General features: G+C 70.3%; 9 protein-coding genes and 1 tRNA gene. 8 read left to right on the top strand and 2 right to left on the bottom strand.

Going from position 1 to position 12,811, the window contains the following annotated elements:
• Positions 1 to 10 precede the first annotated feature (10 nt).
• From AB0B94_RS12530 to AB0B94_RS12555, 6 genes are all read left to right on the top strand, one after another.
• Positions 11 to 979, top strand: a complete 969-nt coding sequence (locus AB0B94_RS12530; protein WP_357274824.1) for a segregation/condensation protein A — start codon at positions 11 to 13, stop codon at positions 977 to 979.
• Positions 972 to 2,102 carry an SMC-Scp complex subunit ScpB gene (scpB, locus tag AB0B94_RS12535; protein WP_357274839.1) on the top strand — a complete coding sequence of 377 codons (1,131 nt, stop codon included), beginning with the start codon at positions 972 to 974 and terminating at the stop codon, positions 2,100 to 2,102. Before AB0B94_RS12530 ends, scpB begins: the two co-directional genes overlap by 8 nt.
• Entirely contained in the window at positions 2,089 to 2,859 is a 771-nt protein-coding gene (locus AB0B94_RS12540) for a pseudouridine synthase (RefSeq protein WP_238659881.1), read from the top strand. Before scpB ends, AB0B94_RS12540 begins: the two co-directional genes overlap by 14 nt.
• 195 nt (positions 2,860 to 3,054) lie before the next feature.
• The gene (gene cmk / locus AB0B94_RS12545) at positions 3,055 to 3,789 is read left to right on the top strand and encodes a (d)CMP kinase (RefSeq protein ID WP_357274851.1); all 735 of its coding nucleotides are present in this window, start codon (positions 3,055 to 3,057) and stop codon (positions 3,787 to 3,789) included.
• Entirely contained in the window at positions 3,786 to 5,192 is a 1,407-nt protein-coding gene (gene der, locus AB0B94_RS12550; protein WP_357274859.1) for a ribosome biogenesis GTPase Der, read from the top strand. The genes cmk and der overlap by 4 nt, the downstream gene beginning before the upstream one ends.
• 215 nt (positions 5,193 to 5,407) lie before the next feature.
• Positions 5,408 to 5,481: transfer RNA gene (locus tag AB0B94_RS12555), tRNA-Pro, on the top strand.
• An 825-nt stretch (positions 5,482 to 6,306) separates the two neighbouring features.
• Here the strand turns inward: AB0B94_RS12555 and AB0B94_RS12560 are convergent.
• Positions 6,307 to 7,230, bottom strand: a complete 924-nt coding sequence (locus AB0B94_RS12560) for an alpha/beta hydrolase (RefSeq protein ID WP_357274868.1) — start codon at positions 7,228 to 7,230, stop codon at positions 6,307 to 6,309.
• A gap of 368 nt (positions 7,231 to 7,598) precedes the next feature.
• Between AB0B94_RS12560 and AB0B94_RS12565 the strand changes: the two genes are divergently transcribed.
• Positions 7,599 to 9,197 carry a histidine kinase gene (locus AB0B94_RS12565; protein WP_357274877.1) on the top strand — a complete coding sequence of 533 codons (1,599 nt, stop codon included), beginning with the start codon at positions 7,599 to 7,601 and terminating at the stop codon, positions 9,195 to 9,197.
• Positions 9,198 to 9,237: 40 nt separating this feature from the next.
• Positions 9,238 to 9,936, top strand: coding sequence for a response regulator transcription factor (locus AB0B94_RS12570; RefSeq protein ID WP_357274886.1), 699 nt, complete (start codon positions 9,238 to 9,240; stop codon positions 9,934 to 9,936).
• Here AB0B94_RS12570 and AB0B94_RS12575 read toward each other — a convergent pair.
• Positions 9,913 to 12,459, bottom strand: a complete 2,547-nt coding sequence (locus tag AB0B94_RS12575; RefSeq protein WP_357276739.1) for an FtsX-like permease family protein — start codon at positions 12,457 to 12,459, stop codon at positions 9,913 to 9,915. The genes AB0B94_RS12570 and AB0B94_RS12575 overlap by 24 nt on opposite strands.
• Between the last annotated feature and the right edge of the window lie 352 nt (positions 12,460 to 12,811).

Below are 12,811 nucleotides of genomic sequence, written 5' to 3' on the forward strand. Positions count from 1 at the left end.
CGGTCGTCCGGTGACCGCGCCACCCCTCGACCCACCAGAGACCGCCGACGCGGCAGTGGTCGACGGTGTGCCGCCGGCCGACCCGGTCGCCAGCGGTTTCACGGTCCGGCTGGCCAACTTCACCGGCCCCTTCGACCTGCTGCTGCAACTGATCGGCAAGCACAAACTCGACGTCACCGAGGTGGCCCTGCACACGGTCACCGACGAGTTCATCGCCTACATCAGGGCGATGGGCGACGACTGGGACCTGGACGAGGCCAGCGAATTCCTGCTGATCGCCGCGACCCTGCTCGATCTGAAGGCGGCCCGGCTGCTGCCCGCCGCCGAGGTGGAGGACGAGGCCGACCTCGCCCTGCTGGAGGCACGGGACCTGCTCTTCGCCCGGCTGTTGCAGTACAAGGCGTACAAGGAGGCGGCGGCGCACATCGCCGAGCTGGAGGCCGTGGGCGGCCGACGCTATCCGCGCGCCGTCAGCCTGGAGGCCCGCTACGCCGAGGCGCTGCCCGACCTGGTGCTCGGCATCGGCCCCCAGCGGCTGCTGAAGCTTGCCGTGAAGGCGATGACCCCGAAGCCGGTGCCGGAGGTCTCCATCGCCCACGTGCACATGGTCCGGGTCAGTGTCCGGGAACACGCGACGATCCTCGCCGCCCGGCTGCGCCGGGCCGGCACCGCCACGTTCTCGCTGCTCTGCGCCGACTGTGAGGCCACCCTGGAGGTGGTGGCCCGGTTCCTCGCGCTGCTGGAGCTGTACCGGGAGGGCCTGGTGTCGTTCGTGCAGGAGCAGGCCCTGGAGGAGTTGACAGTGCGCTGGACCGGCCCGGTCGACGGCGACACCGACCTGCACGTCGACGAGTACGCCGGCACCCCGACCGACCCGGAGCCGGCTGGGCCTGAGCCGGAGGGGGCTGCGCCTGAGCCGGCGGGGGAGGCCGGCGGGTCGGACGGGACGGGAACGACGGAGGGTGCGCGGGATGAGTGACGAGCAACGTCGGGACTCGCTGGCCGATCAGGCCGCCGCCTGGGTCCCCCCGTGGGACCGCCCCCGACCGCCCGCCGCCGACACCCCCACGGAGCCGGACGACTCGGCCGCGGCACCCGAGGCCGAGGAGCTGGCCGAGCCGACCACCGATCGGGCCGCGTCGGCCGAGGCACTGCCCGAAGCGGCGGCGCGCCGACCGGAAATCGACGCGGCCACCGATTCCGCTGAGGCGGACATGGTCGCGTCGGGTTCTGCGCAAGTTGACCCGGATGGGCCGGGCCCAGACGACGCGGGCCCGGGTGGACCAGGCCCTGTCGAGGTGGCCGCGGCTGGGCCCGATCCCCTTGAGGTGGCCGCGGCTGGGCCTGATCCCCTTGAGGTGGCCTCGGACGAGGCGGGCCCGGGTGAGCCAGATCGCGGTGAGACGGCCGCAAACGAGGTGGGCCCTGCGGGACCGGACCTCGGTGCGGTGACCGACGACACGGTGGGGGAGCCGGGGGGCGCTGGGGGCGTACCCCGGCGGCAGCTGGCGGGGCGGCGGCGGGCGACCGTCGCCGCGGAGCCCGCGCCCGAGCTGTCCGACCCGGAGCTGCGCGGCGCGTTGGAGGCGATCCTGCTGGTCGTCGACGAGCCGGTCAGCGAGCTGGTGCTGGCCCAGGTGCTGGAGCAGCCCGCCGAGCGGGTCGGACCGATGCTCGACGAGATCGCCGCCGGTTACACAGCGGCCGGGCACGGGTTCGAGCTGCGCCGGGCGGCCGGCGGGTGGCGGCTGTACACCCGGCCGGAATACGCTACGTACGTTGAGCGGTTCGTGTTGGACGGGCAGTCCGTGCGGCTGACCCAGGCGGCGCTGGAGACGCTCGCCGTGGTTGCGTACAAGCAGCCGGTGACCCGTTCGCGAATCTCAGCCATCCGGGGTGTGAACTGCGACGGGGTCATCCGTACGCTGGTCACCCGTGGCCTCATCGAGGAGTGCGGCACCGAAACGGACAGCGGGGCGTTCCTCTACCGGACCACCACGTTGTTCCTGGAGAAGCTCGGGCTGAACACCGTCGACGAGCTGCCGCCCCTCGCACCCTTCCTGCCCGACGACGTAGAAGAGCTTGCTGATGCGACCCGATAACCGTTCCCCCAAACCCGACGCCCCCGTCTACGAGGGGGCTGAGCGCCTGCAGAAGGTGCTCGCCGCCGCCGGCGTGGGTTCCCGGCGTGCCTGCGAGGATCTGATCTTCCGTCGCCGGGTCACCGTGGACGGGCGGGTCGCCAAGCTCGGCGACAAGGTCGACCCGGCCACCTCCGTGATCCACGTGGACGGGGAGCGCCTCCAGGTCGACATTCGCCTGGTCTACGTGGCGATGAACAAGCCGCGCGGGGTGGTTACCTCCATGGCGGACGACAAGGGGCGCAACGAGCTGGCCGAGTTCATCGGCAACCGGGTGGAGCAGCGGGTCTACCACGTGGGGCGGCTCGACGCGGACAGTGAGGGCCTGCTGCTGCTCACCAACGACGGCACCCTCGCGCACAAGCTCATGCACCCCTCGTACGAGGTGCTGAAGACCTATCTCGCCGAGGTGGTCGGGCCGATCCCGCGCAACCTGAGCAAGCGGCTGTTGGCCGGCGTCGAGCTGGAGGACGGGCCGGTGAAGGTCGACTCGTTCAAGGTGGTGGACACTCTGGGTAAAAGCGCCCAGGTGGAGCTGAGCCTGCACGAGGGCCGCAAGCACATCGTCCGACGGCTGATGGAGGAGGTCGGACACCCGGTCACCCGGCTGGTGCGTACCTCGATCGGTCCAATCCGGCTGGGTGAACTGCGGACCGGGCGGATCCGGCGGTTGACAAACGCCGAGGTCGCCGCCCTGTTCAACGCGGTGGGTGACTGACCCCCGAGTTCGGGGTACGGCAGCCGGTAGGCTCCACCGATGGCCGGGACGCGGCCGCCGGGTGGCGTGGGTCGCCTCCGGCGGCGTCGCGCGCGGGTCCGCTGATGGACCCGGGCATGATTGATGACGATTGACCAACCGCTTGCGGCGCCAGCTCACCGGGCGATCCGTGAGGTACGGGCTGAGGAGGACACGGTGGAGGAAAACGTACGGGCCGGGCGATGTGTGGTCGCTGTGGACGGGCCGTCCGGTTCGGGGAAGTCCACCGTGTCGCGGCGGCTCGCCGCGAGCATCGGTGCGCGCTACCTGGACACCGGGGCGATGTACCGGGCGATCACGTGGGCCGTGCTGCGCTCCGGCGTGGACCTCACCGACGCCGCGTCGGTGGCCAAGGTCGCCGGCGAGGTCGATCTGCGCATCGGCACCCACCCGCAGGGGTACGCCGTGACAGTCGACGGTGTGGGCGTGGACGCGCAGATCCGCGGCACCGAGGTGACCGGCGCGGTCTCCGCCGTCGCCGCCGTGCCGGCGGTTCGCGAGCTGCTCGTCACCCGGCAGCGCGAGATGATCGCCAACGCTGGTCGGATGGTGGTCGAGGGTCGTGACATCGGCTCTGTCGTGGCGCCGGACGCCGACCTGAAGGTCTTCCTGACCGCCTCCGAGGCGGCCCGTGCCGCCCGGCGCAGCGCCGAGGACGCCGCCGACGTGGCGGCCACTGCCGCCGATCTGGCCCGGCGGGACCGTCTCGACTCGACCCGCAAGGTCAACCCGCTGGCCCAGGCGCCCGACGCGGTGGTGCTGGACACCACCGAGCTGGGCATCGACGAGGTCGTGGCGCGGATGCGCGACCTGCTCACCGAGCGGGGCGTGGCGATGAGCCGTGCTGTCGTGTCTCATGACGGTCCGGAGCGAAGCGGAGGAGCGGCATGAGCAGCGATGGCGGCGGGTGGGTCGAGCTGCGTGAGCCCGAGGTCGCCCTCGAGGAACCGAGCGGCCCGCAGCCGGTGGTGGCCGTGGTCGGCCGCCCCAACGTGGGCAAGTCGACGCTTGTCAACCGGATCATCGGCCGCCGGCAGGCGGTCGTCGAGGACGTCCCCGGCGTGACCCGCGACCGGGTGCCGTACGACGCGCAGTGGAACGGCCGGGCGTTCACTGTGGTGGACACCGGCGGTTGGGAACCGGACGCCAAGGACCGGGCCGCGGCCATCGCGGCGCAGGCCGAGACGGCCGTCGTCACCGCCGACGTGGTGCTCTTCGTTGTCGACGCGATGGTGGGCTCCACCGACGTGGACGAGGCCGCGGTGAAGATGCTGCGGCGCAGCGCCAAGCCGGTGATCCTGGTGGCCAACAAGGCCGACAACAACTCCATCGAGATGGAGGCCACCTCGCTGTGGTCGCTCGGCCTCGGTGAGCCGTTCCCGGTGTCCGCACTGCACGGACGCGGTTCCGGCGACCTGCTGGACGCCATCCTCGCCGCGCTGCCGGAGGCACCGGCGATCGTGGAGAACCGTCCGCGGGGGCCGCGCCGGGTGGCGCTGGTCGGGCGGCCGAACGTCGGCAAGTCCAGCCTGCTCAACCGGTTCTCCGGGGAGGAGCGGGCGGTCGTCGACTCGGTGGCGGGCACCACTGTGGACCCGGTGGACAGCCTGGTCGAGATCGGCGGTCAGACCTGGCAGCTGGTCGACACGGCCGGGCTGCGCAAGCGGGTCGGCAAGGCCAGCGGCACCGAGTACTATGCCAGCCTGCGTACCGCCGGCGCGATCGAGGCCGCCGAGGTGGCAGTGGTGCTGCTGGACTCCAGCGAGCCGATCAGCGAGCAGGACCAGCGGATCCTGTCGATGGTGACCGAGTCGGGCCGGGCGCTGGTCATCGCGTTCAACAAGTGGGACCTTGTCGACGCCGACCGTCGGTACTACCTGGACAAGGAGATCGACCGGGAGCTGCGCCGCATCCCCTGGGCGATCCGGCTGAACCTGTCGGCGATGACCGGCCGTGCCGTGGACAAGCTGGCCCCGGCCCTGAACAAGGCGCTGGCCAGCTGGGAAACCCGGGTGCCGACCGCGCACCTCAACCAGTGGCTGACCGCGCTGGTGCAGGCCACCCCGCACCCGGTGCGTGGTGGGCGGGCGCCGCGGATCCTGTTCGCGACGCAGGCCGGTGTGGCACCGCCACGGTTCGTGCTCTTCACCACGGGCCCGCTCGACGCCGGTTACCAGCGCTTCGTCGAGCGCAAGCTCCGCGAGGAATTCGGGTACGAGGGCAGCCCGATCGAGATCTCGGTCCGCCCGCGCAAGAAGCTCGGCCCCGGCGGCCGAGGCAAGGCACACGGCTGACCCGGTCCAGTTCTGCCGAAATGCCGGATGGGCAACATCGCCCATCCGGCATTTCCCTACCTACCCAACCCCACCCTCCTAGGACGCTCTAGGGGTTGTGCGGTGGCTCTTTACGGGGTGGTTCGGCTACATCGCGGTGCCGGTGGGGCCTGTGCGGACGACTCCGAGCTGCTGCGCTAAGCTGTACCGGCTGCCGCGGGGAAACCACGCGGGGGCGGGACGTGGCGCAGCTTGGTAGCGCACTTGACTGGGGGTCAAGGGGTCGTCGGTTCGAATCCGGCCGTCCCGACTGGTATTCACCAGCGGATATCGAAGATCATTTTTGATCTTCCGGTAACGCTGGCGGTAACGGAGATCGCCTAACGTGGGTTGCATCCCTCGATCCCGTTACCGCGGAGGTGCAGCCTCATGGCTGTCTACAACTCCCACCTCGCCAACGGCCAGACCCGCTGGTTTTCATCATCGACCTCCCGCCCGACGCGAACGGGCGGCGCCGCCAGCACAAGCGGCAGGGGTTCCCAATCAGGCCGCTGCCCTGAAGGCGGAGCAGGACGCCCGAGCCGCCTATGGCGGAGCAGACCTCCGGTGCACCTTCTGCGGGTCGACCGGCGATACCTGGTGCCTGTTCATGCGATCCGCAAGCTGCTTGGCGTTGAGTAGCCCCTGAGCGAGTCCGATCGATCGCTATCACGACTGGGCTGTCCCGCGCCCGCCGGCCGATCGCTCGACCACGGTGGCCCGGTAGCTGTTAAGCCGGCCTCGGTGGCGCTGCATGCCGCAGGTAAGTAGTCCGCGCAGGCGTCCAGGTGACAGCGCGGGGAGCAATAGCGCCTGTGCGCCGACGTGACCAACTAGGACAGATTTTTCCCGCACGGGCGGGGAGCAGTAGCTCGGATCCCGTGGGTTCATGGGGTAGCTGGGATCACCCCGCGTGCGCGGGGAGCAGACCTCTTGACCTGCGGCGCTAGAGATCGACTTTGCAGTTTTTATGCACTAGGTTCCGCAAGGCCGCCTCGCTTCGTCGCGGTCGTGTTGGCCCCGAGCTCAGGTAGTGGGCGGGCGAACTCTGCTACGGCGCGAGTCCGAGTCGAGCTAATCTCGCCGTGCGAGTTTGCTAGCCGGATGCGGCTCGGATCCAGCGGACGAGTGTGGTCAGGTAGCCGGCCGCGAACGAGCCGTCTGGTAGCTGCACCCGATGATTGCCGCCCGGGAACACCTCGATCGTCAGGGTTGCCGCGGGGATGCGGTCGGGCCGCCCGACCGCATCGGCGAAGCCGCGAACGCTGTCCGCCACTGGCACAACGCGGTCGGTGCCGCCGAACATCGCCAGCAGCGGGCAGCGGAGCCCGACAACGTCCGGGATCGCGTCGTGGTTCTGCTTGCCTTTCATGAACTCCCACAGCCGTTCGTCGACGTCGGCCCAGAACGCCGCCAGCGCGGGCGGGGCACTCTCCTGAACGAGCGCGTCCGCTTTGGCAAATGTCGCCCCCTGCTGAACGAGCGTGCCCAAGCGGTCGTAGAAGGCGAGTGCCGCCTCGGCGTCTGCTGCTGGCAGCTGGGTGCGCAACTCGTTCACCACCGCGTAGCGGTCCTGCTCCGCCGGGGTCACGCTCGGTGTGCCATTCGTGATCACGAACGCCACCTCGGCTCCGAAAGTGGCGGCCCGCAACGCGGTCCAACCGCCCTCGCTGTGCCCGAACAAGCCCACCGCGTCCGGATCGACGGCGGGAGCGGTGCGTAGAAAGCGCACCGCCGCAACGGCATCGAGGGCCAGGTCGTCCATTGTGCCGGCGAGCCAGTCACCAGACGATCCGCCGACACCGCGCTTGTCGTAGGACAACACCGCGAAGCCTGCGGTGTTCAGGTGCTGGCGGATCGGCGGGAACAGCACATCGTTGTCGCGGTCAGCCGGGCCGGAACCGCCGATCATGACAACCGCAGGGCAGCGCACGGCACCGGGCGGAACGGTCACTGTGCCGGCCAGGAGCACCTTGCCGCTGGGAAATGCCACCTCGCGTCGCTCGACCTCGTCAGCCATGAGCATCAGTATTCCGTCCCGCCACAGATCGGATTCCCGCTCGCCGCGCTGGCCAAGAAGCAGGGGAAACCGGCGCGCCCTGATCCATGGGTTCACCCCCTCACGCGCAATGCCTTGACCAGGGACGCTCGGTCAAACGTCGACCGTCAACCTCGAGTTCCGCCGGGGATCCGCCCGTCGGTCGGCTCACCGCAGATCACCACGGCGCCCGTGGCGCGTCGCAACCGGGTCGCGCGCTGCGGCCCCGTGCGAGCGGCCTTTGTAGCATCGATGGTGTGGACGAACCGCGCCCGCGCAGCAGCCGAGCGACGAGCAGGGTCCGCATGGTCGCGCATCGTCTCCGCACCAGTCCACGGACCGTCGACACCGTGCTCCACGTTTGCCTGCTCGGTGTGCTGGGCGCGGACGCGAAGAGCCTCGCCTCCCGCCCCTGGGAATACGTGACGGCGCCGTTCCTCATCGTCGGCGCGGTCACCCTGTCCCGGATCCGGCCGGCGTGGTCACTCACCCTCGCCGCCCTGTCCGGCACCTCGTACCTGGTGGAGGCCGACGGCTTGCCGGAGTGGCCGATCGCCCTCATGATCATTATCGGCTACCTGGTCGGGCGCCGGTCGGTCGACCATCGCCGCGCCCTGGTGGGGCTGACCGGCGCACTGGCCGTCGGTCTGCTGATCACCCTCTTGGCCGGGACGCTGAGCCGTTGGCTGAGCATGGCGCTCACCGTGCTCGGCGCTGCCGCTGTGCCCTGGCTGGTGGGGCGTTACCGGCGATTGCGGGCTGACCTCGCGTACGCCGGGTGGGAACGCGCCCGCCAGCTGCACCGTGAGCAGCGGATTCGCACGGCCCAGGCGCGTACCCGCGAGCGAGCCCGGATCGCCGGGGAGATGCACGACTCTCTCGGCCACGAGCTGAGTCTCATCGCGCTTCGGGCGGGCGTGTTCGAACTCGACGACGGCCTGGACGAGCGGCAGCGCCGTGCCGCCGCCGAGTTGCGGGCCACGGCCGTGGCCGCCACCGATCACCTGCAGGAAATCACCACCATGCTTCGGGATGGGGACGAGGTGGCAACCGACGCTGCGGTCCCCACCGTCGCCGACCTCGTCGCCCGAGCGGGTGATCTCGGAGTCTCGATCTCGCTCAGCGAGACCGACGAGACCACGGGCTTGGTCGGCGGTGCCACCAGCGCCATCGCGAGCGACCCGTGTGGCTTTGGGCTCACGCCGATGGCTGCGCACGCGCTGCACCGGGTGGCGCAGGAGGCGGTCACGAACGCCACCCGTCATGCGGCCGGGCTCCCGGTGTCCATCCGACTCCACCGCACGGCCGCCGAGTTGACGGTGATGGTCACCAATCCACTGCCGGCGACCTCGGCGCTGGTCGCCGGTCCGTATTCCGGCCAGGGCCTGATCGGCCTCTACGAGCGGCTCCGCCTGGCCGGCGGTACGGTGAGCGCAGGGCCGAAGGACGGCGTCTTCGAGATCAGCGCCCGGCTGCCGATCGGCGCGCGGCCCGCGTCGACCCGCCGGAGCGCAACCGAGGCAATCGGTGATCGGATGTTTGCGGACCACGCGGTCCTGACGGCCGGACCGCCGCCTGGGCTGCCCGAGGCGGAATGGCACATGCGGCGCAGGCTGCTGTCCGCCGCCTGGCTGCCCGCCGCCGCCGTCGGTGCGCTCGGGGCCGTCCTGCTCGGCTACCACCTGCTCACGGTCGCCAACACCGCGCTCGACCCGGCGCACTTCGACCGACTGAGGGTGGGGCAGCACCGTGACGAGTTCGCCGGATCGCTGCCCCGGCGCAGCATCAGTAGTGCCCCTCCGGTGCTGATCGAGCCGCCGGTGCCTGCCGACGCGCACTGTGAGTACTATCTGACCGACCGCAATCCCCTGGTCATCTCCAGTGACATGTTCCGGCTCTGCTTCACGGGCGACACCCTGGTTACCGTGGACAGGCTCACCCGGTCATGACTCTGGTGGTGGATCCTCGAGAGACGAGCGAGGAGCCCCTGTGATCACGGTCCTGCTGGCCGACGACGAGTTGATGGTCCGGTCCGGCGTCAAGGCGATCCTGTCCACGCAGGCCGACATCCGGGTCGTTGCCGAGGCGCAGAACGGGCAGGTCGCCGTTGAGCTCGCCCGTCTCCACCGGCCCACGGTGGCTCTGCTGGACATCCGGATGCCCTGTCTCGACGGGCTGGCCACGGCTGCCCTGCTGCGTGACGACGTGCCGGAGACCAGGGTGGGCCTGCTGACCACGTTCTCCGAGGACGACCTCGTCGCCCGGGCGTTGGACGAGGGTGTCCCGGGCTTCCTCCTCAAGGCCGCCGACCCTCGTGACCTCATCGCCGGCGTCCGCGCGCTGGCCAAGGGTCAGACGCACCTCGCCCCGAAGGTCGTGGAACGGCTGATCACCGAGGTCGCCGGCGGGCGGATGGCTCGCGGGATCGCCGCCCGCGAGCGGATCGGCGGCCTCACCCAGCGCGAGGCCCAGGTCCTCACCCTCCTCGTCACAGGGTTGTCCAACAGCGAGATCGCCGAACGGATCGGGCTCACCGAAGGCACGATCAAGGCCTACGTCAGCACGATCCTGCTCCGGCTGAACGTCAAGAACCGCGTGCAGGCGGCGATCCTCGCCTACGAGGCGGGGTTGGTCGGCACGAGCACTGATCAGCGGTCCGGCCCGCTATGGCGTGGCGATGGCGCTTAGGACGTTGGTCCGAACAGCGCGCAGCGCGGGCAGGACCGCCGCGAAGACACCGGCCACGCCGGCTCCGGCGACGTAGATCGCCATCTGCCCCCATGGCACGACGAGTTCGTTGATGCCCTGCTCCTCGAGACCCTGCGCCGCGGCAGCGCCAAGTCCGCCTCCGACGGTCACGCCGAGCAGCGCGCCGAAGAGCGAGATGATCACCGCTTCCACCATGATCATCTTGATTGTCTGGGTCCGGTTCAGGCCGACCGCCCGCAGCAGGCCGATCTCCCTCACCCGCTCGATGACCGACAGAGCGAGCGTGTTCACCACACCCAGGATCGCGATGAAGATGGCAAGACCGAGCAACAGTTGGATCATCAACCGGATCTGGTCGAGCGACTCGGTCTGCTGGTCGGCGAAGCTGGACAAATCCATCACCGAGACCTCCGGATCGTCGGCGAGAAGCGCCTCGATCCGCGGCTTGACCTGACCGACCGGCACCTCGTCGGCGAGTTGCACGTATCCGAGGGAGATTGTCGGGGCGCTGAGATACTGCGCGGCGTCCTTCGGCAGGGCCATCCCACCGGGGAGGTCGGATTCCGGGTAGATGGCGGTGACCGTGTAGGTCAGCTGCTGCCCCTTGGCGAACTGGATGGTTACCGGGCTGCCCAGCGACAGCCCCATGTCGGCGGCGTGATCCTGGTCGATGACGATGTCGCCCGGCCCGAGCGTCCGCGGATCGCCCTGCACCGGGCGCAGAGAGAAGACCTCGGTCAGTGAGCCCAGGTCGTTGATGACGGTCACGTACCGCTGATCGCCGTTGACGAGTGCCTGGTCGCGGTAGACCGCGGCCGCCGCGCTCACCCCGGGCAGCTTCGCCATCTCGTCGAACACCTCGGGACGTACGCCCGGTTGTTGCAGTCCGGTCTGTTCGCCACGCACCACGAGGTCGGCGCGCAGTTGCCCGGATGCCAGGCCACGGATGCTCTCCGACGCCGAACCGAGGACCACGCTGACCGCGGTGATCAGGGCGATGCCCACCATGAGCGCGGCCGACGTGATTGCGGTACGGCGCGGGTTCCGACCGGCGTTGAGCCGGCCCAACTTGCCGGGGAGGCTGCCGGCGAACGCCCGTCCGAGCAGGGCAACCGCGGGCCGGCTGAGCACGGGCGTGAGCAGCGAGACCCCGACGAACGAGGCGAGCACCCCGAAGAGCACGGCGACCATCGCACCGGGCACCACGGCGGTGAGGCCCAGCACCAGGAGCACCGCACCGACCCCGGTGATCACGGCGCCGACCGTCGTCAGCCGGGTCAGCGGCCGGTCCGGCCCGGCGGCGTCCCGCATCGCGGCGATCGGCGGTACGCGGGAGGCTCGCAGTGCCGGCACGACCGCGGCGACCACGGTCACCACGACGCCGACTCCGAAGGCCGCGACGACCGCCGCCGGCGGCACGCTCAGCCCGGCCAGGGTCAGGCCGCCGCTGTACCGGCTGACCAGGTACGCGAGCCCGGCGCCGGCACCGACCCCGCAGGCCAGGCCGAGCACCGCGGCGATCAGGCCGATGACCGTCGCCTCCCCCAACACCGAGAACATCACCTGCCGACGGCTGGCGCCGATCGAGCGCAGCAGGGCCATCTCCCGGGTGCGTTGGGCCGCGATGATCGAGAACGTGTTGAGGATCAGGAAGATGCCGACGAAGAGCGCTACCGCGGCGAAGCCGAGCAGGATCTGACTGAAGAACGCCAACCCGTCGCGGAAGCCGGCGGCAGCTTCGTCGGCAAGCTCCGTGCCGGTCTTGGCCTCGTACCCGCCGCCGATCACCTGGCGCACCCGGTCCCGCAGGTCAGCCGGCTCGACACCGTCTACGGCCCGGACGTTCAGGCGGCTGAAGACGCCGGCGCTGCCGAGCATCAGGCGCTGCGCGACCGGCTCGGTGAAGGCGACGGACATGGTGCCGCCGAGGGTGTCCCGGTCGCCGCTGTAGCCGAAGATGCCAACCAACTCGAAGGAGCGGCGCGGCTCCAGGGTCAGCACGTCGATCGAGTCGCCCACCGCGAAGTCACCGACGTCGGCGAGGGAGGCGTTGATGGCGACCTCGTCCGGCGCGCTGGGCCCTCGGCCCTCCCGCAACCGGATCAGTGCGCTCTCGCCGGTCCAGCTCTCGCCGACCCGCGGGGCCCCGACCGACGGGATGACCTTGCCGTCGCCGCCGACGACCCGGACGCCGTCGACCGAGACGACGCCGGTCACCGTCGCGACGCCGGGCACCGCCGCGACGGTGTCGATGAGCGACGCCGGCACACTCGTCGGTGCCCCACCGCCGTCGACCTCGGAGACCTCCACCTTCGCCGCGCCGTTCACGCCCACGTCGGTGTCCGAGTACACCGAGGAGAACATCGAGTCGAAGGAGCGGCCCAGCGTGTCGGTGAGAACCAACGCTCCGGAGACGAACGTGACCCCGAGGACGACCGCCATCGCCGACATGGTCAGCCGCAGCTTGCGGCTCAGCAGGCTCTTCAGGGTGGCCCGAAACATCAGTCGACTACCGCCGTCCGGTCGAGGTGTCATCGATGTGCGTCCCGATCGGCCCGGCCCGACCTACGCGGCTTCAACGTATGCGCGCACCGTGAGCGCCGCGTCGACACTGCGGACGACGTCCAACGTGCCGAAAGTGGGTCGTGGGATCAGGGACATCCCTGACACCGACCCGACTGGCTTCGCATCCCGGTCGATCAGCGCGGGGAGGAAGACGAGGGGCGGCCGGGTGGGGCGACGGACGTGGCGGGTCGTGCTGTCCGCGGTGTGTCGCACCGATCGGCGCCGAGGCGATGCCTTTCCCTGACCGCGATGGCGTTCTGCGCCGACCTCACCGGTCCTGGCGTGTTTC

The organism is Micromonospora sp. NPDC048986, assembly GCF_040649335.1.
In the GTDB taxonomy this organism is placed as follows: domain Bacteria; phylum Actinomycetota; class Actinomycetes; order Mycobacteriales; family Micromonosporaceae; genus Micromonospora; species Micromonospora alfalfae.